Genomic DNA, 23,407 nt, shown 5'->3' with positions numbered 1-23,407 from the left:
TTATACCTTTTTATGCTGAGAACAGGGCTATTCCTGTTCTTTCGGTAGCTTCTACTGGCCCGTCATGTTTATCATTTAACCTATTCAGCTTTCATATCCTCTTTTTATCTGACAAGCATAATGGCAGCTTCTGCTTTTATGCTATACATACCCATGCTTATAACCCCATTAGTTTCAGAATCCATAATTACTTATTGATTGCTCCTCATAGTGGCATTAGATTCTCTTAATATGTTGATTGATTCTTCAACATATTACTAGGATTGTGTTCAGTTTGATAACACATTATTATTTCATAGTATATTTTAATAATTCATAAGATATGCTAACGAGCTCTTCAGATTGATGTTTATTAATCCAAAAGAAGGACTTCAGAAATGATTTTTATTTTAATAACAGATACATGTCTCTGCGTTTCATGATAAGAGAATTCAGGATGCTATAAATTATAATTCAGAAGTTTCTTCATTTAATTATGAACAAGATTATTAGATGTAACTAATTGGTTACTAGAATTTGAGAAATATCTGAATGCTGGATGTCACTTTGCAAACGGTTGTTTATTTTAAGCAAACGATTGCTTTGTTTTTTTATTTTTAATTACCGATTTTCTAGTGTATTCTTGTTATAGAAAAGGTCTACGGCTGATTCTATAACTAATTATTGAACGACTGTTATCATTAAGTTTGATAATCATTTCAAAGACTGTTTAGTTTGTTTTAAAATAGGTGATTTTAGAGGGGCTTTCTATGGCCCCTTTAATTTTGTATGTAAATTAATCTATCAAAATATGAATTCTAATAGAAGAGATTTCTTAAAGAAAGCGGGTATCTTATCATCTGTAGCGGTGACATTACCAACTTTAAATTCCAATGTATTGGCTGCAACAAAATTCAACATGTCCGGTCATGCGGCCCCTAAGATTGATAAAGTGCGTGCAGCAGTTATTGGTTTAGGAATGCGTGGTCCTGGTGCTGTGGATCGTTTGTCTTACATTGATGGTGTTGAGATCGTTGCGTTATGTGATAAACATGCAGACCGTGTAGAACGGGCTCAAGGTATCCTGCGTAAGAAATCGCTGAAAGATGCAAAATCTTATTCTGGTGAAGACGGATGGAAAGACATGCTGAAAAATGAGAAATTGGATTTAGTTTATATCTGTTCTCCATGGGACTATCATACTCCCATGAGTATCGGCGCAATGAAAGCTGGTGCGCATGTTGCGTGTGAAGTGCCGATTGCCTTAACTCTTAAAGACTGTTGGGAAGTGGTTCGCGTATCAGAAGAAACGAAAAAACATTGTATGATGTTGGAGAACTGTTGCTATGATTTCTTTGAAATGCTAACATTAAACATGACGCGTCAAGGTCTATTTGGTGAGCTGTTACATGGCGAAGGAGCATATATTCACGATTTATTGGACTTAAATTTTGCGAAAAATGGTTACGATAATATGTGGAGATTGCGTGAAAATATTAAGTTAAATGGTAACTTATATCCAACACATGGTTTAGGTCCGGTTGCGCAATGTATGAATATAAACCGTGGTGATAAAATGAATCATTTAGTTGCTATGTCTACAAATGATTTCCAAATGGGCGCTAAAGCGAAGGAATTGGCAGCAAAAGATTCTTTTTATCAAGAATTTGTTGGTAAGAACTTCCGTGGTAATATGAATACAACTTTAATCCGTACAGAATTGGGTAAGACAATTATGTTGCAACATGATGTGACTTCGCCAAGACCATATTCTAGATTACATACATTAAGCGGTACAAAAGGTTATGCGCAGAAATATCCTGATGAAAATATTGCGTTTGGACATGAATTTATCTCCAAAGATAAAATGAAAGAACTGTATGCTAAATATACACCTGAACTAGTGAAATTTATTGGTGAGCAGGCAAAACAGGTAGGTGGTCATGGTGGAATGGATTTCATGATGGACTGGAGATTAATAGATTGTTTGCGCAATGGTTTACCATTGGATCAAGATGTTTATGATGCAGCTTCTTGGAGTTGTATCGTTCCTTTAAGTTTTGATTCTGTAAAAAACAACTCTAGAACGGTCAATATTCCTGATTTTACTAAAGGTGCATGGAAAACGAATAAGCCTGTAGATATCACTTTAAATGGTGGTGGTACAACGAAAATACGTTCAAAAGAAGGTAAAGTAAGCGGTGTTCAATTAGACGTATAATCTTTTTGTTAACTATTAGAAAGGGAGAGCGGTTATTGTTCTCCCTTTTTTATTGACGATCGTTTCACTTCTTGTTTAAAAATATCTAAATTGTAACTTTATTTGTTATCGACCGACCTATGTACAGGAATATATTCTTTTGTGTCCCATGTTTTGTCTTATTGACTTCATGCTTCAGTAACAGTAAGCCGAAAGGTAATACTGCCGATCTCTTTGTTTCGCAGGATTCTTCCCGCTGTTATATGGCAACAAATATTCCCTCTCGATTTTCGAATTTAGATACTACGCATCATATCGTTGAAGGGGCTGGTATTGATCAAGTTAAAATGGTCAAGGTTACAGGTGGATATTTTATGATGGGTTCGGATCAGTTTGTTGATGCTAAACCTGTACATGAAGTTAAAATCAATGATTTTTTAATTGATGAACATGAAGTAACAAATGGTCAATTTGAAGCATTTGTAAAAGCGACCGGTTATGTAACTGTGGCTGAAAGACCGTTAGATCCAAAGGAATTTCCAGGTGTAGATCCAGCGATGTTAAAGCCAGGTTCTGCTATTTTTTCACCACCAAAAGAGGTTCAAGGTTTAACCAATCATCTGCAATGGTGGTCTTATGTCATAGGGGCTAATTGGAAGCATCCTGAAGGTCCGAATACCAATATTAAGGGTAAAGAGGACTTTCCTGTTGTACATATTGCTTATCAAGATGCTGAAGCCTATGCAAAGTGGGCAGGAAAACGTTTACCAACAGAAGCCGAATGGGAATACTCTGCACGTGCTCGTACATCAAATCCGATGACCTATTATTGGGGAAATGAATTGTTGGATAATGATCGCTATCTGGCAAATATTTTTCAGGGACAGTTTCCTGTTCTCAATACGAAGTTAGATGGTTACATCGGTACGTCGCCAGTTAAAGCTTTTCCTGCAAATTCAATCGGTCTGTATGATATGGAAGGGAATGTTTGGGAATGGTGCGCTGACTTTTATCGTCCTGATTATTATGCAAAAAGTACTGCCGATAATCCTAAAGGTCCAACTGATGCATATGATCCCGATGAACCGGGGCCTGTAAAACGAGTACAACGGGGTGGATCGTTTCTGTGCAATGATCAATATTGTGAGCGTTATAAAGCAGGTAGCCGGGGAAAGGGTGAGATTAACAGTCCGACAAACAATGTAGGATTTAGATGCGTTAAAGACATTTAACTCGTGAACAAATATGATCCTATAAAAAAGCCTTCTTAAATAAATAAGAAGCTTTTTATGCAATAAGAGTTTAAGCTTATTTCGATAAGAACATCGATTTTTTAGCAACTAAATCTCTAAAGTAAGGATCATTTAAATCTTTGATGAAACGGATAGCTTCACCTGTAGACTTCATTTCTGGACCTAATTGTTTATCAACTTCAGGGAATTTAGAGAACGAGAATACAGGTTCTTTGATTGCCCAACCTTGTAATTTGCGCTCAATTTTGAAATCTTTCAATTTGTTTACGCCTAACATGATTTTTGTTGCGATGTTGATGTAAGGTACATCGTATGCTTTAGCGATAAAAGGAACTGTACGAGATGCACGTGGGTTTGCTTCGATTACATATACATTTTCACCTTTCACGGCGAATTGAATATTTAATAGCCCCCTTACATCTAATGCTTTCGCTAATTTGATCGAATACTCTGCCATTTTATCTTGTACAGCTTGTGATAAGCTAAATGGAGGTAGTACTGCGTAAGAGTCACCAGAGTGGATACCTGCAGGTTCGATGTGTTCCATCATACCAATGATGTGTACATCTTCACCATCACAGATGGAATCAGATTCTGCTTCTTCAGCACGATCCAAGAAGTGGTCAATTAGGACACGGTTTCCAGGAAGGTTTTTCAATAAGTTAACAACTGCTTTCTCTAAGTCATCATCGTTGATCACGATGCTCATTCCTTGACCACCTAGTACATATGATGGACGAACAAGTACTGGATATCCAACTTCGTTCGCAACTTTGATTGCTTCTTCTGCCGACTCAGCTACACCATACTTAGGATAAGGAATATCCAAAGATTTCAATAGATCTGAGAAACGACCGCGATCTTCAGCTAAATCCATATTTTGGAAATCTGTTCCGATGATCTTAACACCAAGTGCTTCTAATTGATCAGCCATTTTAAGAGCTGTCTGACCACCTAATTGAACGATAACACCTACTGGTTTCTCTAATTCAATAATTTCGCGAACATGTTCCCAGAATACTGGCTCAAAGTATAATTTATCAGCCATGTTGAAGTCCGTTGAAACCGTCTCTGGGTTACAGTTAACCATGATTGCTTCGAATCCTGCTTCTTTAGCAGCTAATAAACCGTGTACACAAGAGTAATCAAATTCGATACCTTGACCGATACGGTTAGGACCTGAACCTAATACAACGATTTTTTTCTTATCAGAAGCTACTGATTCGTTTTCTTCTTCAAAAGTAGAGTAGTAGTATGGTGTTTGCGCAGGGAATTCCGCAGCACAAGTATCAACCATTTTGTAAACACGGCTAATGCCTAATGCCTTACGACGGTCATATACTTCATCTTCCGTTACATTTCCTAATAACCAAGAGATTTGGATATCTGAATAACCTTTTTGTTTCAAGGTCATGAAGAAGTCTTTTGGAATATTATTCAATTGGTAGCGGCGAAGTTCTGTTTCTAAGGCTACTAACTCTTGAATTTGTACTAAGTACCATTTATCGATACGTGTTGCTTTGCGGATAGATTCCAATGGAACACCCAATTCAAACGCATCTTTGATATGAAACAGACGATCACCACTTGGATGCTCAAGGCTATGCATGATTTCTTCTAAATTGCGTAATTGACGACCATCAGCTCCTAAACCTGCGCGGTTTGTTTCTAATGATTGACATGCTTTTTGAAGTGCTTCGATAAAAGTACGGCCGATTGCCATTACTTCACCTACCGCTTTCATCTGCAAACCTAATTCTGTATTTGCTCCTTTGAATTTATCAAAGTTGAAACGAGGTACTTTTACGATTACATAATCTAAAGTTGGCTCGAAGTAAGCTGACGTAGTTTTTGTGATTTGGTTTTGTAATTCATCCAAATTGTAACCAATCGCTAATTTAGCAGCAATTTTTGCAATGGGGTAACCCGTTGCTTTAGATGCTAATGCTGAAGAGCGAGATACACGAGGGTTGATTTCGATTGCGATGATGTCTTCATCCTCCGGATTAACAGAGAACTGTACGTTACAACCTCCTGCAAAGTTACCAATAGAACGCATCATCAGGATTGCTTGATTACGCATGTCTTGGTAGCATTTGTCGGATAAGTCATCCCTGGAGCAACCGTGATTGAGTCACCTGTATGGATTCCCATCGGATCAAAGTTCTCAATAGTACAGATGATAATTACGTTATCATTGGTATCACGTAATAACTCTAATTCGAATTCTTTCCAGCCTAATACTGCTTTTTCAACTAATACTTCGTGAGTAGGAGAAGCACTTAAACCTCTACTAAGAGCTGCGTCGAATTCATCTTTCGAGTGTACAAATCCGCCACCAGTACCAGCTAAGGTATAAGAAGGACGAATCACTAATGGATAACCAATTTCTTGCGCTGCTTCTTTACCTTCTAAGAAAGAGTTAGCGATTTTCGAAGGTGCTACACCTACACCGATATCAATCATTAATTGACGGAACTCTTCACGGTTTTCTGTTTTTTCAATTGCAGCAACATCAACACCGATAACTTTAACGTCGTATTTTTCCCATAGTCCGATGTTTGAAGCTTCGATACATAAGTTTAACGCTGTTTGGCCACCCATAGTAGGTAGAACGGCGTCAATCTTTTGTTCTTTAAGAATTTCTTCAATACTTTCTACAGTTAAAGGAAGTAAATAAACGTGGTCTGCAATGACTTTATCAGTCATAATCGTTGCAGGGTTCGAGTTGATGATGGAAACTTCAATGCCTTCTTCTTTTAGAGAAAGGGCTGCTTGAGATCCCGAATAATCAAATTCACAGGCTTGACCAATTACAATTGGACCTGATCCAATGATTAAAACCGATTTAATGGAGGTGTTTCTTGGCATTATATCTAGTTCAAAAAATAAAATTTCAAAGTATGAACAAAGACAATCAAAAATGCGCTTCGAGAAGGGTATATTCCGACCGCTTTGTCGGAGTGCAAAATTACATTATTTTATTTGATTTTCCGATATTTATTTTCAGATAAATCATTTATGTACGGGAGGATAGTCAAAAAGAGAGCAGCAGCACATTTTTTTAATACCGCTGCTCTCTGTAAAGAATGCATTATTTAATAGACAATCAGCTCATCCGCAAATAGAAATCCTTTTTTCGGATTTGTTGCTACGACACGTACAAAACGTGCTTGTTGAGGCTTCGCTAATTTCAATTCAAACCGTTTGAAAGTTAAGGTTGGGTCTTGATCAGAAACGTCGTTCTGTACGATACCGACCTCTCTGAAAGTTCGACCATTTTCGGATAATAAAACTTTAAATTCTCCAGGCATATATACGCCAGGACCTGTAATCTGCATGAAATTCATGGCAACACTATTGATCTCTTCACGTCGCTCGAAATCAACAACAACATCAAGATCTTTTAAAAATCCTTGCCATTGCCCATCTTGGTATGTTAACCCGCCTTTAACACCGTTTGTTAATGTCAGTTCTTTCTGTGCAGGATATCCATCGTCCCATTTATTTGTATAAGAAACAGCTTTTCCTATTGCTTTATGAACATCCAGTTGGATCGTTTCGATGGGTCCGACCTGAGTTGAATCTAAAAAGTAAGCTGCTTTAACAATCGTAGGAACAGAGAGATCAAATGAATTGTTATAAGGGGTTGCTTGATAAGTGGGTTTTGATCCATCTATCGTAAATCGGATATTATCTGCATGTAATTGTTCGGTCGTTAATGTTACCGTATTTGAGGCCTTCTTTGCATCAAAATCTACGGAAGCTTTTACATTGTACGATGGTCGATAATAATTGATATCGAAGTGCTGTAAAATTTTATAGTGTGATTGCAGTCTTTTATGGAAGTTCGGCCAATTTTTTAGATCAGCTTTTGTCCAGACAACTTCAGCTAAAGCTAATGTTCTTGGAAAAGCCATATATTCTAGTTGTTGATAATTAGGCATATATTCTGCCCATAAATTTGCCTGAGCACCTAAAACATGCTTAATTTTATCTTGCTGAATAGCAGCTGGAATAGGGTTGTATTCATAGACTTTACTGATAGGAAGGTATCCGCCAATTGTTTCAGGTTGCGTTCTAGGGTCCGTTTGGTATGAATCAAAATAAAGGTGGGATCCTGGGGTCATGATGACATCGTGTCCCGCATTGGCCGAATTGATACCTCCTGATTCGCCTCTCCAGCTCATCACAGTAGCACCTTTTGTCAATCCTCCTTCTAAGATTTCGTCCCAGCCGATAATTTTACGACCTTTAGATTGGACATATTCATCCATCTGTTTAATCAAGTAACTTTGAAGTTCTTCTTCAGATTTTAAACCTTCTTTTGCTTTTAAAGCTTGACATTTAGGACAGGTTTTCCAATGTTTCTTATCGGCCTCATCTCCTCCAATATGAATGTAAGGTGAAGGAAATATGGCAATAACTTCATCCAGTACATTTTTTAAAAACTCATAAGTTTTCTCATTACCGACACAGAATTCAGATTGTGTATACGGTTTACCGGAGCAGGATAATTCGGGGTAAATGGCTAAAACTTCTTCAGAGTGTCCAGGCATTTCAACTTCAGGAATGACATTAATCCCCCGTTGCGCGGCATAGGCTACGAGTTCTCGGGCTTGATCCTGTGTATAGAATCCACCACTTGCATTTGGAGTTCCTGCATCCACATATTGACGGCCATTGTTCCACCAGTCTTTCCATTTTACATGTGTGCGCCACGCCGCTTTATTGGTTAATTCTGGGTATTTCTTAATCTCTAATCTCCATCCCGCTCCATCAGTCAAATGCCAGTGCAGATTATTCAATTTGTAGAGAGCCATAACATCTACAAATTTCTTCATAATAGGGAAAGGAATAAAATGACGTGAAGGATCTAAATGTAATCCGCGATATGAAAAACTTGGTTGATCTTCGATATCCACAGCATTTATCTGAGCAGGATCGTCCTGTAAGTAGCCGAGTTGAACAAGTGTGTAAATGGCATTGATGACAGGGGCAACTTCATGAGCTAGGATAACAATTCCTTTATCAGTAATACCGATGCGATAGGCTGCTTTATCTAGTTTATCTGTTTCCTCAGCTTTTAAGATGCGAATTCCTTCTTTGGGAGCTTTCTTTATCTTTTTACAATTTCGGTCGTAATAGATGTTATAGCCGGATGTTCCGTTAGTAACTGACTGGCATTTATGAATTCTTCTGAAACATAAACTTTTGGAAAAGCTGGAATTTGATAAGAACCAACTGCTAGTGTAAGACTGCTGGGTTTCGGTATTAAGTCAAAATTTGCTGAGCAAATATTTTTAGGGGTAAAAGTCCCGCTAAAAGTACCAAAGTTACTGAATGGCTAAATCGCATGTGAATTGGTATTTAATATGATGTTTTACAAATATCATAAAAAAACAATACGTTCAACTGTATGATATGTGGTGACAATGGTTATTATGATAGTATTCAAACAAAATGTCGATAAAAAATTACATTTATAATCATTAACTTTGCAGTATGATTGAACTTCCAGTTATCCCTGCAACACAAACACAGCGTAAGCCAGATTGGTTGCGTGTAAAATTGCCAGTTGGTAAAGAATATAGACATGTAAGAGGCCTAGTAGACGAGCATAAGCTACATACGATCTGTGAGAGTGGAAACTGTCCTAATATGGGTGAGTGTTGGGGTGCAGGAACTGCTACATTCATGATTTTAGGCAATATTTGTACACGTTCGTGTTCGTTTTGCGCTGTATCAACGGGGCGTCCCAAAGCTGTTGAACTGGATGAACCAGCGCGAGTTGCTAATTCGGTTAAACTGATGCAGGTGAAACATTGTGTCATTACTTCGGTCGATCGTGATGACTTAAAAGATGGGGGTTCTATCATTTGGGCAGAAACAATCAATGCTATTCGTCAAGAAAGCCCTACTACTACTTTAGAGACTTTGATTCCTGATTTTAAAGGACAATGGGAAAATCTTGATCGCGTGCTTGCTGTTCGTCCGGAGGTTGTATCTCATAATATTGAAACCGTAAGACGTTTGACTCGTGAAGTGCGTATTCAAGCAAAATATGATCGTTCATTAGAATGTCTTCGTCGTATTTCTGAAGCTGGTCTGCGTACCAAATCGGGTATAATGCTTGGTTTTGGAGAGACTGAGGAAGATGTTATTGAGACAATGCAAGATTTATTTAATGTAGGGGTTGATATTTTAACAATAGGTCAATACTTACAGCCGACTAAGGCTCATCACCCTGTAGTGGAGTGGGTTACACCTGCGCAGTTTGATAAATATAAAGAAATTGGTTTAAAAATGGGATTCAAATATGTTGAATCAGGTCCATTAGTGAGATCTTCTTATCATGCAGAAAAGCATTTGTTTGATATGCAATAGGAGAAAAAAATATATGTTAGAAAAGCCCTTACTATTTATAGTAAGGGCTTTTTTTGTGGTTTTTTGATTTAAAATTGGCATATTTAAGTTATGACTGCATTGGAACATTTCAAAACCTTATATCTTATTGATGACGACTTAATGTTGTTGTTTTCTCAGATTATTGAAACAAAGGAATTTTATAAAGGAGATATAATTTTTGAACCTGATAGCTACTTAAAATATATTTATTTTGTAGAATCTGGCTTAACACGGATCTTCTACTATAAGAATGGGAAGGATATTACACATTATTTCTTTGGACCCAATACATTTAGTACAGGTATAGAGAGTGTTTTCTATCAAAAACCTTCTTTATTTGGTTTTCAAGCCTTGACCACATGTAAAATTTCATTCATACCTTTTCAACATATTTTGGAATTAGCAAAGACTCACATTGTTGTGAATCAGATCATTCAAAAAGTTTTACTCGATTCGGTGATCAGTTTCTCCAATCGGTTTTATAATATGCAGTTTCAAACGGCTATGGAACGATACCAATTCCTATTAACAGAAAATTCGGAACTTCTTAAAAATGCTTCTCTAGGACATATTGCCTCATATTTAGGGATGTCGCAACAGACTTTATCGGTAATAAGAGGACAACTTGATTAATTTTTTCCTTTTTAAGATATCTTAATTAAATCGTAAAACATACGCATCTTTGTATTGTTACTTAATATACTAATCGACCCTTATGCGAGTTATGAATATGTTAGTTAAAAAGATTTCATGCTTTATATTTTTAATGCCTTTTCTGTTTCAAAATACAACGTTTGGACAGCAAGGTATTAGTCCCCAGCTAAAAGAATTTATTCAAAAGGCAATTCAGAATAATAGCGATATTAAGAATAGTTATTTAGAAAATCAGAAAACCCTTTTAGATAAGAATTCTGTGAGCGGAAAGTTATTACCCCACATATCTGCTATGGGTATGTATGGATACCTCAATGCTAGTGGAGAATTAGATCTTCCGACAAAAACCCTCCCGATCTTGGGCCTGAATCTTTTTGAAGGTGCACAAAAATTTAATACCTCTTCTCAGGTTGGCTTTGCGGGTGTAAATGCGACACAGGTTATCTTTAGTGGTCTACAGATTACGAATGGGAAAAAAGCTTTGGATGAAAAGTATAAAGCACAGCAGCTAATGACCGAGGCCGGTTATGAGGGCCTTGCTCAGGAAGTGGTGCAGACTTTCGATCAGATCATGTTATTGAAAGAAGTTGATGCTTTGATTGCTGATTCGGAGAAAAGGTTGAATAAGGAGCATCTTAAAGTAGTAAAAGCGATCGAGAATGGTTTGGCTATACCTTACGATCGTGATAAAATTAAATTGGCTATGCTGGAGTTAGAAAGCAAGAAAGCCGAATCGACCAATAGTCGTGAACTCTTATATTTTAAATTGGAGGAATTGACTAAAATGCCTCTAGATAGTCTTAAGACAGTGAGTTATCCATTGGAACTAGCGATTGTAGATCCGGTACAACCTGCTGTAGAGAACAGGAAGGAAATGCAAGCTTTGGCAAGTTCTCAACGTGCGTACGAGTATGTACTGAAAAAAGAAAAGGGAGCAAAATTACCACAGATTTTTGCTTTTGGTAGTGCTTTTTATTTCAACGCCTTTGACACAAAGTTCAAATTCAAAGATGTACCGCTTGCCGGTGATCTTAATTTAAGTGCTAATCATTTTCAGATGGCACCGGGTTTTGCTGTAGGGGTTGGTGTTAAGTGGGATGTATTTGATGGAAATCAACATCGAAATAATATCAAAAAAGCAAATCTGGACCTGGTTATGAATCAGAATAAATGGAATGATACGCGGGATAAACTAATGTTGCTGCAACGTAAGACAAATTCGGATTACCAGTTGTCGATGAAAAAATGGCGGTGCATGAACAGCAGATAAAAATTGCAAATAATAATCTTTCATTGGCATCAAAGCAATTTGAAGCTGGATTAATAGATGTAACGGAAAGGTTAAGTGCAGAAAATGAGCTTTACAAGCAGTCACTTAGTTTTTATAATCAACTTTTATTACAGCGTACTGCTGTTTTAGAATTATTAAAATCACAAGGAAGTCTTTATCAATCATTAGTGAAATAATTATGAGAAAATATATATCTATACTTGGAATCGCGGCATTAATGCAAAGCTGTAGCAATGAAGCTCCTCTTAAAAATACTTTTGAGGGAAAGATTGAGCGGGATCAGATTGCTGTAACGACCAAGATTCCTGGCAAAATACATCAGATTTTAGTGAGTGAGGGCGATGTTGTGCAGGCTGGTGACACCTTGATGATTTTGGAGTTTCCAGAGGTTGAAGCCAAATCTATTCAGGCTAAAGGGGCTCTTGAGTCTGCTGAGGCGCAATATAAAATGGCTGTAAAAGGAGCAACAGATAATCAGTTGAAGCAATTGCGAGCGAAGCGTGATGGGTTGCGTGAGCAATTTGAATTTGCACAAAAATCACTGAATAGAATGCAAAACCTCATTAAGGACTCTTTGGTTGCTCAACAGCAATACGATGAAGTTTATATGAAATTTCAAGGAGCAAAGAATCAATATTTAGCTGTTCAGGCCGAACTTGCGGATGCTGAAAACGGTGCCCGAATAGAACAGCAGAAAATGGCGCTGGGACAAAAGGAGAGAGCAATAGGGGCGGTATCCGAAGTGGATGTTGCAACGAAGGAACGTTTTATCATCGCGCCTCAAAATATGACAATTGAAACCATAAATTTAAAAGTCGGGGAACTTGCTTTGGCGGGATATAGCTTAATTTCTGGTTACTTGGTGGATGGTACCTATTTTCGGGTTACAATTCCTGAAAAGCAGTTACATAACCTGACGGTAGGAAGTAAGCAGCAACTTTCATTTCCATATTTAGAGAATAAAAAAATAGAAGCTGAGGTGGTTTCCATTAAAACATTGAGTTCTTATGCGAATATTGCTACGGCTTATCCTGATTTTGAACAGCAGGAATCTTTGTTTGAGGTAAAATTGAAACCTGTGCAAAAGATGGTTCGGATAAATTATTGACTAAGGCGACGTTTATTCTTCATCTTGATAACACAAAATAAGTATTATGCGCACATTCGTATCCTTATTAAAACGAGAATTTAGGCTCTTTTTTCAAAATAAAGTGTTATTGATGCTTTTTGTGGGCGCACCTATTTTATATGGGGTGTTAATTGGTGCAGTTTATCAAAAGGGTAAAGTGACTCATCTACCTATTATTGTTGTAGATCAAGACAGAAGTCCGCTAAGCAAGCAACTGATCACAATGTTTAATGAGAGTGAGGTGATTTATGTTGCAGCAGTTTTGCCAGATGCTTTTAATGCAAAACAAGAGGCATTGAAACATGAAGCAACGGTTGTGGTACAGATTCCAAAGAATTTTGATTCGGATGTGAACTATAACCGTTCTACGGAGTTGACGCTCTTTGTCAATGCAGCCAATACATTAACTTCTAATTATGCGAGCATGGCGGCGAATGTCTGTGCAGCAACATTAAAAGCTGGTATTCAGATTAAAGCACAGCAGAAGAAAGGTGTCCCAGGGTACGTAGCCAATCAGCAATATGAACCTTTTAAAACTACAATCATTAAACAGCATATTAAAAGCGGAAACTATTTATATTTCATGCTTCCGGGCGTGCTATTAACTGTATTACAACAAGTGATGATGTTAGCTTTGGCATTAAGTTTTGCATCAGAGTTTGAAAAGGGAACATTTAAGGAGTTAGTATCTAAATCGTCTAATGTGCTGCTGCTGATTTTAGTGAAAATAGCTCCTTTTTTGATCATGTCCGTAGGTATTTATTTTCTTTATTATGGTTTTTCACTTTTTTATAGAATGCCTCTTGAAATACCAATTGGTCCGTTTTTATTAGGAACTGTATTCTTCTTACTCGCAGTTAGTTTTATCGGTATACTGGTGAGTATTATTATTCCGAGTCAACTTAAAGCAACCGAGATACTCATGGTTATCGCTACACCAAGCTTTATCTTGAGCGGCTTTACGTGGCCTTTGAGCCAGATGCCTGATTGGGTAGTCTATATCTCTAAATTGATTCCGCTGACACATTATTTAGAGATCTTCCGAGTGTTAGTGATAGAACAGGGGGCAGTTGCAAATGTGAAGTCCTCGATCTTAGCGCTGGCTTTGACAACAGTTGTTTGTTTTATTCTTTCATTTGTTCTATTGTATTTAAAAGTTCGAAAAATAAAGAAGGAGAATGTACCAGTTGTTAAGGAGATTGAATGATGTGTATGAATATAAGGATATGTGCATGAAGTATGGAGGTTAAAACATACAGTTTTAATATTTTACAAATTTCAGTTTAAAAATAACATCATTACTTGTAATCATAATTATTATAATACAATAATAAATGATTTTTGATTTTAATTTATTGTAAATAAGTGTGTTAAATAATTTTGGGATTGTTTTGTGGCACTTGGTTTGAGCGATTCTTATCAAAATAAACTAACGCTATCTTCAATTATGAAAGCAATAAAATTTTCAGGAATAACTGCAGCTATCGTTGCCTCTTTATTGGTTTATGGAGCAGCCGCAGTATCTGCGCAACAGACGCATCCTGTGAAAAAATCGGAACCAAAGGTGAAGCCAGCAGCACCGGTTAAAGAAAATCCTGAGGCGGCAAAGGATTCAACTGCAGGAAAAAAGACTCCTGACAGAAAGGGTAATAAAATGATGCCTAAAGCTAAGCCACCAGGTAAATAAAGAACCAGATTAAAGGTTTATGACTGATCTCATAAAACCCTTTTTTTATTAAACCATTAGTAACGTTAAATATCTGTTAACGTGCTTGTTGTAAAGGTATTTTGGCATTTGTTTTGATTTTTAAAACTAGTTTTACACTTAAATATATTGGGTTATGAATACCTTAAATTATTTTAAAAAAATGGCAGCATTAGCTGCATTTGTTTCTGTGTTTGGTATTACCATGAGTACTGCACAAGAAACTACTCCAAACAAGGCTGTTAAAAAAACAGAGAAAGCGGTGAAGGATAATACCGTAAAAGCAAAAGAGACAGCTAAAAAGGAGAAGGTTTCCGCAAGTAAAACGGTAAAAGCTTCGGAAAAAGTAAAGGAGAATGCTGCAAGTACAAAACAGGTCGCTGAAAAAGAAAGTAAGGTCGCTAAATCAGATGCCGTTAAAGCTACTAAAGCTGCCGGAAAAGCGAAGGATGAAGCAATAAAAGCGAAGGAAGTAAATAAGCAGTCAGTTAAGAACGAAAGCGCTTTATCAAAAGCGGAATCAGAAAAAGCGATTAAATCAACTGAGAAAGCTAAAAGTAATGTGACAGCTTCAACAAATAAGGTGAAAAAATCGACTGCAACTCCTACTAAAGCAACTGCAGGCAAGTTATCTTCAGAGAAGTATAATGGTCATGATGTATATATTGGCCCAGAAGGTGGCAAATACTATATCAATAGTAATGGTAATAAGACTTACATACCAAGAAATTAATTTGAATCTGCAAGGCTCATTTGAGCAAAACAAATGATTTGATAATATCAAAAAAGGCTATTCGAATAACTCGAACAGCCTTTTTCTTTTTCAAAAATCAAAATAAATGATTAACAGTACTCGTCAAATGCAGCTGCTAAATTATCAGCGATCATTTGGGCAGAGCGACCTTCAATCATATGTCTTTCTATCATGTGAACTAATTTGCCATCTTTGAATAATGCCATAGCAGGAGAAGACGGAGGATAAGGCAACATATAGTTTCTAGCTTTATCAACAGCTTCTTTTTCCATACCAGCAAAAACAGTAACAAATTTAGTTGGATGTTTTTCATTTTTTACTGCCGCTTTAGCAGCAGGACGAGCATTTGCTGCTGCACAACCACATACTGAGTTTACAACCACAAATACAGTTCCTTCTGTAGCAATAGCCGCATCAACTTGCTCAGCAGTTTTTAATTCTTCGAAACCTACATCTGTAAGCTCTTTACGCATTGGTTCTACTAAATATTCTGGATACATAATCTTCTTTTTTAAATTTAATCATACAAATATAAGTGTTGTTAGGAGCTAAGTCAAGACGTTAGTCTCAAAACAATGTCAGAATTTTACAGCTTTCAAATTCAACGTTTTGATTTAAAGGTATTGAATGGTATTTTTGCTAATAAATTTAAAACTTAAAAAGAATAATATATGTCATCAGTAGAAAGTACGTACGTACCATACAAAGTTAAGGACATCACCCTTGCTGAATGGGGCCGTAAAGAAATAGAATTAGCGGAAGCTGAAATGCCGGGTTTAATGAGCCTTCGTGCTGAGTTTGGTGCTGCAAAACCTTTAAAAGGTGCGCGTATTGCGGGTTGTCTTCACATGACTATTCAGACAGCTGTTTTAATTGAAACTTTGGTTGAACTGGGTGCTGATGTGACTTGGTCATCTTGTAATATCTTTTCTACACAAGACCACGCCGCTGCTGCCATTGCAGCTGCTGGGATTCCCGTATATGCTTGGAAAGGTATGAACGAAGAAGAATTCAATTGGTGTATTGAGCAAACATTATTCTTTGGTGAAGAGCGTCAACCGTTGAATATGATCTTAGACGATGGTGGTGATTTAACAAATATGGTGTTTGATAAATATCCAGAATTGATCGCTGAAATCAAAGGTTTGTCTGAAGAAACAACTACTGGTGTTCACCGTTTATACGAACGTATGAAGAACGGGACATTACATTTACCAGCTATCAATGTTAATGATTCTGTTACAAAATCTAAATTTGATAATAAATATGGTTGCCGCGAATCTTTAGTGGATGCTATCCGTCGTGCAACAGATTTGATGTTGGCAGGTAAAGTTGCTGTTGTAGCGGGTTACGGTGATGTAGGAAAAGGTTCTGCAGAGTCTTTACGTTCTGCTGGTGTTCGTGTTATCGTTACTGAAATCGATCCTATCTGTGCTTTACAGGCTGCTATGGAAGGATTTGAAGTGAAAAAATTTGCTGATGCTGTGAAAGAAGCTAATATCGTTGTTACGACTACAGGTAATAAAGATATTGTTCGTCCTGAGCATTTCAAATCAATGAAAGACAAAACGGTCGTTTGTAATATCGGTCACTTTGATAATGAAATTGATGTTGCTTGGTTAAATGAAAACTATGGTAATACAAAAATTGAAATTAAACCTCAGGTTGATAAATATACGATTGACGGTGTTGATATCATTTTATTAGCAGAAGGTAGATTAGTGAATTTAGGCTGTGCTACTGGACATCCTTCATTCGTAATGTCAAATTCATTCACAAACCAAACGTTAGCGCAATTGGAATTATGGACGAATACGGCTGCTTATGAGAATAAAGTGTATACACTTCCAAAATATTTGGATGAGAAAGTTGCTCGTTTACATTTAGCGCATATCGGTGTTGAACTGGATGTGTTGACTGAAGAGCAGGCTTCTTATATTGGTGTTACAGTTGATGGTCCGTTTAAAGCGGAAGCTTACCGTTACTAGTATTATTTTTTGTAAAAAGCCTCAATTGATTTCAATTGAGGCTTTTTTGTTTATTGCTGTTGGTCGCTTTCACATAACTGACCATGCATTCATAAAGGTGAAAATAATCAGTAATGTAATTAAGATATAATGTTCTTTAAATTTTATGAGTAGAATATAAACTAGAATAATTGGTAATATTAATTGAAGTATAACATATACGATCATGTCTAGCTGTAATGTATACCGATCATAAGTTTCATTGATTCTACTATCTTCTATTTTAGTGCAGATATAAACCATAATAGATATTGATAAGCATTCAATAGGATGCTTAAATAGGAAATAATTAAAATAAGCTTTTTCATAATTATGTAAATGAATTGTTTACCAAACTTATTTTAATATTATCTTAATCAATTTGACAAAAGTCAAATAATTATGTATTTGCTCTGATCCGACTTAATGTTGATAAATTAATGCCTAAATACGAGGCAATATATCTTAATGGTATTCTTTTAAGAGCCTGTTGGTTTTCTTCAATAAATTGGAAATAACGATCTTTTGCAGATAACATTCTTAAATTATAAATGCGTTTTTCTGAATTTATATAGTATTCCTCCGTCATTCTTCTTCCGAAATAATTGAATTCTGGGAAATCTTCATATATTTTTTCTAATTGTTTTTTGGGAATTTTAATTATTTCACAATCTTCAATAGTTTCGATCGCTTCTACAGATGGTTTATTGCTAAAAAAACTAAATACAGATAAAACCAGATCATTTTCAAATAATAAGCTTGAGGTTTGATTATTTCCCTGTTGATCGTAAGAGTGAATTCGAATGGAGCCCGAAAGAATAAAATAAATGTGTTGACTGATTTGTCCTTCTTTGAGTAATTTGGTTTTTTTGGATAGTGAATAATTTCAGTGTATTCGTCTAAAAAGTTGATTAATCCTCTTGATGGTTCTTTATACTTAAAGAAAATTCTAGCAATTTTTTCTGTATTCATAAATTGGTTCAGTTCTGCTACAAAGCCTATTGCATGTTAAAATACGATTTATTTTGCGGTGCTACCAAGATAAAATCTTTTTTATGATCAATATTACTTTTGACATTTCTACAACCGGAATCTATGAATTATGAACGAGCTTCGATATCAGTTTAATACAAATGGCAAAAAAGTTATTTGCTTTTAATCGCCTTAAGTGCATTTTCAAAACGTTCAGCTCCTAATCCGGAAATAATGGCATATCGCGCATTGAGTTGATTTAATTCCTGTTTCCAAACTTCCATAAAGTGTTCACGTTGCTCCGGGAAATCGCGTAATGGATCTTCCTCCCATGGTAGGTCGATATCCATGAGTAGGAAAAGGTCATATGGTCGTTGTTGTATTTCGTTTTTTACTTCCTGAGGTGTATCACCAAAGAGATGATCACACCAGATTTTGACAGTCAATATCGTTGTATCACATATCAACATATTATTATAGGCTAAAGGTATTAAAGTGTCTTCAAGCGCGATTTGTCCATAATACATATTAACTTCATCTTGCAGCGTGTATTCATTATGCAAGTTTTTACAATATTCACGTGCAAATTCAGGCACGCAAACCGTGTTGAAATGTCTTGCTATAGCCTGAGCAATCGTTGATTTACCTGTTGATTCAGGTCCAACGACAGCGATCTTCATTAATTCTGGATTTGATGTACTCATTTGTGCGCATAAAGTTAGGCATCTTGTTTGGAAATTATTGCATAAAAGTACGATAAGTGGACTTCCAGTCTCTATAGCCTCCCCAAGCAATCACGGCAAATACAAAATATAGAATCGCCGTTAGCAGTAAACCTTTATGTAGGTAAAGTGGAATATAACAGATATCTACAAAAACCCACAGTAGCCAGTTCTGCAGTACTTTTCGTGTCATTAAAAATTGTGCAACAAAGCTTACGGCAGTGCAAAAACATCTGCATATGGAACGTCTGAATCGGTCAGCTTTTGTAGAAAAGTGCCAAGCAAAGCAGTCAGGATTCCGATAGTAATTATCGTGAACAGCATTTCACGTTTTGTAAAGGAGACAATAGGCTTATCGTTTTCTCTGATTTTCTTTGACCAATAATACCAGCCATAAATGGCTGTAACTAAAAAATAGAGTTGTAATACGGCGTCCCCATATAATTTACTATGATAGAAAATATAGCCATAGGTCACCACACTGATTACGCTGATGGGCCAATTAAGGATATGTTGTTTAGCGGCGAGATAGACACATAAAAACCGGTGATGGTACCGATCCATTCAAGCATGGTCGTCTGGGCAAATTGTTGTATAATCTGCTGTATAATTGCTGGCATAGCTCTCGTGTCTTTAGAAGTAAAGATACGAATTTAGCAAAACCGTTCATTTGTCCAAAAGTAATTTTAGGACATCAACACTTTAAGATGAATTGCGAACTATTAGAGCTATCGTATCGAACGATCTTTAAGGTGCTCAGTCACTATTTTCATTTATTGTACTTGCTTGTTTGCACAAGTCGTACTGGCAAATGATTCTGGTTTTGCCTTGAACACAAAACCCATTCCCATAATGTAACCCATGGCTTCTTTTAATGCGACATTAGATTGAAAATTAGGATTGGTATTAATGTCTGCATGGACTTCCAAATCGACTTGGTATTGCTCTAGGAGTGGACAAAGTGCGTAAGCAACGTCGATGGATTTTTGAACTTCGAGGAGCATCCGTTCTTTAATGCCCATCAGGTGATTTCTTTTATCTTTATGTACGAACATAAATCCGCCTCGGTGTTCTCGGAGGAAAACAATAACGGTTGCAAAATCAATAGTTCCTCTTTTAATCTGTGAATCTGTCCCGATATAAACTTTGAGCTTATTGCCTAGATCTATTTCTTTTAAGATGTTGGTTTCAACAGCATCCCATATGGATGTCTTGATGCTTTCGCCATTGTATTTTTGCCAAGTCATATAAAGATAAGTTAGTTTGTGTATGTGCGTATTTCATTTTGTTGTTTAAATTTACTGATATATAATGTGTTAAGAGCGATGCTCTGTATTAAGTTTTTACTACTAAATTATTAAAAGACTAATGCTTATTTCCAAAAGCAAGGTCTCCCGCATCGCCTAAACCGGGTACAATGTACGCTTTGCTTGTCAGTTCATTATCTACTGCTCCGACCCATATTGTCGCTTTGGGTAAGAATGCCTGCACATGTCTAATACCTTCTTCGGAAGCGATAGCAATAACAATATGTAATTCTCTAATTGCATAATCATTTAAAAGATCCTTACAGCATAGTACTGCGCTTTTTCCGGTGGCGAGCATCGGATCGGCAACAATGACAATTTTGTTATCCAGATTTGGGGTGTTTACATATTCTTTATGGATTTCAAATTCACCACTTTTCTTGGTGTGACGATAGGCCGCAATAAATGCACTGTCCGAGTGATCGAAAACATTCAACAAACCTTGATGTAAGGGTAATCCTGCTCGCAGAATAGTTGCCAAAACGGGTTGATCAAGGAGCATCTGCGTATTTGCAACACCCAATGGAGTTTCTACATCTACAGGTGCATAAGTCAGTGTTTTACTGATTTCATAGGCAAATATTTCCCCAAGGCGTTCTAGATTGCGCCGGAAGCGCATGCGGTCTTTCTGAATGTTGACATCACGTAGTTCTGCAATGTATTGATTTGCGATGCTGTTCTGTGTGCTGAGGATATTGAGCATATCGTGTAGATTTTAGTGATTATACCAATTTACACAAATATTATTACTTATTGTTTGTTTAAACGGAAAAATAGTTGTGAATAGCAGACTCATTGAATAATATAAATGCCTCATTTATTTTGATTAAATTTGTATTACTTGAATAAGATTTTATGAAGTTCCAACTTACGTCTGAATATAAGCCTACTGGAGATCAACCTTCTGCAATCAAAGAATTGGTGCAGGGTTTAAACGAAGGAGAACAATACCAAACACTCTTAGGGGTGACTGGATCTGGAAAAACGTTTACAGTGGCGAATGTGATTCAGCAAACACAGAAACCGACTTTAATACTCAGCCATAATAAAACATTAGCAGCTCAGCTTTACGGAGAGTTTAAGCAGTTTTTTCCTGACAATGCTGTCAATTATTTTGTTTCTTATTACGACTACTATCAGCCGGAAGCTTTTATTGCGTCATCGAATACGTATATTGAGAAAGATCTAGCGATCAATGAAGAGATTGAGAAATTACGTCTTGCTACTACAACGGCACTGATGTCGGGAAGGCGTGATGTTATTGTTGTATCTTCTGTTTCCTGTATTTATGGTATGGGTAATCCTGAAGATTTCTCCAAGTCGATTTTTCGATTTGCTGTTGGGACAGTGATTTCCCGTAACGCATTTTTGCATCGCTTGGTTGAGATCTTGTATGCGCGTACGACGACTGAATTTAAGAGAGGTACTTTCGTGTGAAGGGCGATACAGTAGATATTTTCCCAGCCTATTTGGATTTTGCCATTCGCGTATCATTTTTGGTGATGAGATTGATGAGTTGAGTGAAATCGATCCGGTAACAGGAAAGACCTTAAGTAGAATGGAAGATCTAGCTCTTTTTCCTGCAACACTCTTTGTAACACCAAAGGAAAAGTTTACTTCAACGATCTGGGCAATTCAAGAAGAGATGGTGCAACGTAGAACACAGTTGGAAGAGGAAGGTAAGATGCTGGAAGCGAAACGTCTGGAAGAACGTGTTAATTACGATCTGGAGATGATGCGAGAGCTTGGCTATTGTTCCGGAATTGAAAATTATTCGCGGTTTTTTGATGGTCGTGAGCCTGGGATGCGCCCTTTCTGTTTACTGGATTATTTTCCCGAAGATTATTTACTTGTTATAGACGAAAGTCATGTAACGATTCCGCAATTACGGGCCATGTATGGTGGAGACCGTTCCAGAAAAATTGCTTTGGTAGAACATGGTTTTAGGTTACCGGCAGCGCTTGACAATAGGCCTTTGAATTTCCCTGAATTTGAATCTTTGACGAATCAGACGATTTATGTTTCTGCAACACCGGGAGATTACGAGTTACAGCAGACGGAAGGTGTTTTTGTTGAGCAAGTTATACGGCCTACAGGGTTGTTAGATCCGATTATTGAAGTTCATCCTGCGATTAATCAGGTGGATGATTTCCTTGAGGAGGCAGATAAGGCCATTAAAGCCGGTGGACGTGTGTTAGCGACAACGTTGACGAAGCGTATGGCAGAAGAGTTAACCAAATATATGACTAAGCTGCATATAAAAGTTAGGTATATTCACTCTGAGGTAAAGACATTGGAACGGGTCGAAATTTTAAGAGGATTGCGTCTTGGTGAATTTGATGTTCTGGTAGGGGTCAACTTATTGAGAGAAGGTCTTGATTTACCTGAAGTAACATTAGTCGCGATATTGGATGCTGATAAGGAAGGTTTTTTGCGTTCTCAGAGATCATTGATTCAGACAATCGGTCGTGCTGCGCGTAATGACAAAGGGCGTGTGATTATGTATGCAGATCGGATGACAGATAGTATGGCTGCTACTATTGATGAGACTACCCGCCGTCGTGAGAAACAAATGAAATATAACGAAGAACATCATATTACGCCTCGAACTGTCGGAAAAACTAAAGAGGAGATTATGGAGCAAACCTCGGTCGCTGATTTCAATGGACTGGAGCCAAAGATATATGTTGAGCCAGATCCTTCGGTAGGCATTGCCGCAGATCCGGTGTTACAATACCTAGGTGAGAAAGAGCTTAAAAAAGCGATCGATACAGTTCGTAAGAAAATGGAAAAGGCAGCCAAAGAAATGGACTTCTTAGAGGCCGCTAAACTTAGAGATGAGATGTTCTCCCTAGAGAAAATATTTGATGAACGATTTAAATTAAAAGGGCTTAATGCCCTTTTTTTTATTACTTTTTTCTTATATTAAAGTTTGTTACGCCTTTAATTAATGTCCAGCAATGCTGAATCCTGAATTAACTTGTAATCCTGACTTTCATATTCATATTCTTTGACGTGTTTTAAGAC

17 protein-coding genes and 4 pseudogenes are annotated in these 23,407 nt (G+C 36.9%); 13 read left to right on the top strand and 8 right to left on the bottom strand.

What is annotated here, in order from left to right; translation table 11 throughout:
- The 3 genes from L950_RS33505 to L950_RS15800 all read left to right on the top strand — a co-directional run.
- A partial coding sequence (locus L950_RS33505; protein WP_231577324.1) for a hypothetical protein occupies positions 1-230 on the top strand: 230 nt, incomplete at its 5' end.
- A 560-nt stretch (positions 231-790) separates the two neighbouring features.
- Positions 791-2,200 carry a Gfo/Idh/MocA family protein gene (locus tag L950_RS15805; RefSeq protein ID WP_021190651.1) on the top strand — a complete coding sequence of 470 codons (1,410 nt, stop codon included), beginning with the start codon at positions 791-793 and terminating at the stop codon, positions 2,198-2,200.
- Positions 2,201-2,442: 242 nt separating this feature from the next.
- Complete coding sequence (locus L950_RS15800; protein ID WP_021190650.1) at positions 2,443-3,411, top strand: formylglycine-generating enzyme family protein; 969 nt, start codon at positions 2,443-2,445, stop codon at positions 3,409-3,411.
- A gap of 76 nt (positions 3,412-3,487) precedes the next feature.
- Here the strand turns inward: L950_RS15800 and carB are convergent.
- Positions 3,488-6,303, bottom strand: a pseudogene (gene carB / locus L950_RS15795) (carbamoyl-phosphate synthase large subunit).
- A gap of 227 nt (positions 6,304-6,530) precedes the next feature.
- Positions 6,531-8,357, bottom strand: coding sequence for a family 20 glycosylhydrolase (locus L950_RS15790; RefSeq protein WP_021190649.1), 1,827 nt, complete (start codon positions 8,355-8,357; stop codon positions 6,531-6,533).
- A gap of 580 nt (positions 8,358-8,937) precedes the next feature.
- Here L950_RS15790 and lipA point away from each other — a divergent pair.
- The 8 genes from lipA (at position 8,938) to L950_RS15755 (ending at position 15,352) form a co-directional block, all read left to right on the top strand.
- The gene (gene lipA, locus L950_RS15785; RefSeq protein ID WP_021190648.1) at positions 8,938-9,819 is read left to right on the top strand and encodes a lipoyl synthase; all 882 of its coding nucleotides are present in this window, start codon (positions 8,938-8,940) and stop codon (positions 9,817-9,819) included.
- A 90-nt stretch (positions 9,820-9,909) separates the two neighbouring features.
- On the top strand, positions 9,910-10,473 hold the full coding sequence (locus tag L950_RS15780) for a Crp/Fnr family transcriptional regulator (RefSeq protein ID WP_021190647.1): 564 nt from the start codon (positions 9,910-9,912) through the stop codon (positions 10,471-10,473).
- Positions 10,474-10,570: 97 nt separating this feature from the next.
- Positions 10,571-11,764 carry a TolC family protein gene (locus L950_RS15775; RefSeq protein WP_197086460.1) on the top strand — a complete coding sequence of 398 codons (1,194 nt, stop codon included), beginning with the start codon at positions 10,571-10,573 and terminating at the stop codon, positions 11,762-11,764.
- Positions 11,740-11,961 carry a TolC family protein gene (locus L950_RS35535; protein WP_052764429.1) on the top strand — a complete coding sequence of 74 codons (222 nt, stop codon included), beginning with the start codon at positions 11,740-11,742 and terminating at the stop codon, positions 11,959-11,961. The genes L950_RS15775 and L950_RS35535 overlap by 25 nt, the downstream gene beginning before the upstream one ends.
- A gap of 2 nt (positions 11,962-11,963) precedes the next feature.
- Positions 11,964-12,893, top strand: coding sequence for an HlyD family secretion protein (locus L950_RS15770; protein WP_021190646.1), 930 nt, complete (start codon positions 11,964-11,966; stop codon positions 12,891-12,893).
- A 46-nt stretch (positions 12,894-12,939) separates the two neighbouring features.
- The gene (locus tag L950_RS15765) at positions 12,940-14,121 is read left to right on the top strand and encodes an ABC transporter permease (protein ID WP_031288666.1); all 1,182 of its coding nucleotides are present in this window, start codon (positions 12,940-12,942) and stop codon (positions 14,119-14,121) included.
- A 240-nt stretch (positions 14,122-14,361) separates the two neighbouring features.
- The gene (locus L950_RS15760) at positions 14,362-14,601 is read left to right on the top strand and encodes a hypothetical protein (protein ID WP_156169715.1); all 240 of its coding nucleotides are present in this window, start codon (positions 14,362-14,364) and stop codon (positions 14,599-14,601) included.
- Between the two features lie 181 nt (positions 14,602-14,782).
- Complete coding sequence (locus L950_RS15755) at positions 14,783-15,352, top strand: hypothetical protein (protein WP_231577323.1); 570 nt, start codon at positions 14,783-14,785, stop codon at positions 15,350-15,352.
- 110 nt (positions 15,353-15,462) lie between these two features.
- Here the strand turns inward: L950_RS15755 and L950_RS15750 are convergent, their stop codons facing one another.
- Complete coding sequence (locus L950_RS15750) at positions 15,463-15,873, bottom strand: BrxA/BrxB family bacilliredoxin (protein WP_021190642.1); 411 nt, start codon at positions 15,871-15,873, stop codon at positions 15,463-15,465.
- Positions 15,874-16,044: 171 nt separating this feature from the next.
- On the opposite strand from L950_RS15750, the gene ahcY reads away from it, so the two are divergent.
- The gene (gene ahcY, locus L950_RS15745; RefSeq protein ID WP_021190641.1) at positions 16,045-17,361 is read left to right on the top strand and encodes an adenosylhomocysteinase; all 1,317 of its coding nucleotides are present in this window, start codon (positions 16,045-16,047) and stop codon (positions 17,359-17,361) included.
- A gap of 418 nt (positions 17,362-17,779) precedes the next feature.
- On the opposite strand, the pseudogene L950_RS37365 reads toward ahcY, so the two are convergent.
- The 5 genes and pseudogenes from L950_RS37365 to upp all read right to left on the bottom strand — a co-directional run.
- Positions 17,780-18,244, bottom strand: a pseudogene (locus tag L950_RS37365) (Crp/Fnr family transcriptional regulator); the annotation flags it as partial.
- A 280-nt stretch (positions 18,245-18,524) separates the two neighbouring features.
- Positions 18,525-19,055 carry an AAA family ATPase gene (locus L950_RS15735; RefSeq protein WP_021190638.1) on the bottom strand — a complete coding sequence of 177 codons (531 nt, stop codon included), beginning with the start codon at positions 19,053-19,055 and terminating at the stop codon, positions 18,525-18,527.
- 34 nt (positions 19,056-19,089) lie between these two features.
- Positions 19,090-19,637: pseudogene (gene pnuC / locus L950_RS15730) on the bottom strand (nicotinamide riboside transporter PnuC).
- A gap of 209 nt (positions 19,638-19,846) precedes the next feature.
- Complete coding sequence (locus L950_RS15725) at positions 19,847-20,320, bottom strand: ribonuclease H-like YkuK family protein (protein ID WP_021190635.1); 474 nt, start codon at positions 20,318-20,320, stop codon at positions 19,847-19,849.
- Positions 20,321-20,438: 118 nt separating this feature from the next.
- A complete protein-coding gene (gene upp, locus L950_RS15720) occupies positions 20,439-21,083 on the bottom strand; it encodes a uracil phosphoribosyltransferase (RefSeq protein WP_021190634.1) in 645 nt (214 codons plus the stop codon).
- A gap of 152 nt (positions 21,084-21,235) precedes the next feature.
- On the opposite strand from upp, the pseudogene uvrB reads away from it, so the two are divergent.
- Positions 21,236-23,309: pseudogene (uvrB, locus tag L950_RS35530) on the top strand (excinuclease ABC subunit UvrB).
- Positions 23,310-23,407 lie beyond the last annotated feature (98 nt).

The sequence above is a fragment of the Sphingobacterium sp. IITKGP-BTPF85 genome, from assembly GCF_001006065.1.
GTDB lineage: Bacteria > Bacteroidota > Bacteroidia > Sphingobacteriales > Sphingobacteriaceae > Sphingobacterium > Sphingobacterium anhuiense.
This window is presented reverse-complemented; position numbering and strand designations above follow the sequence as displayed.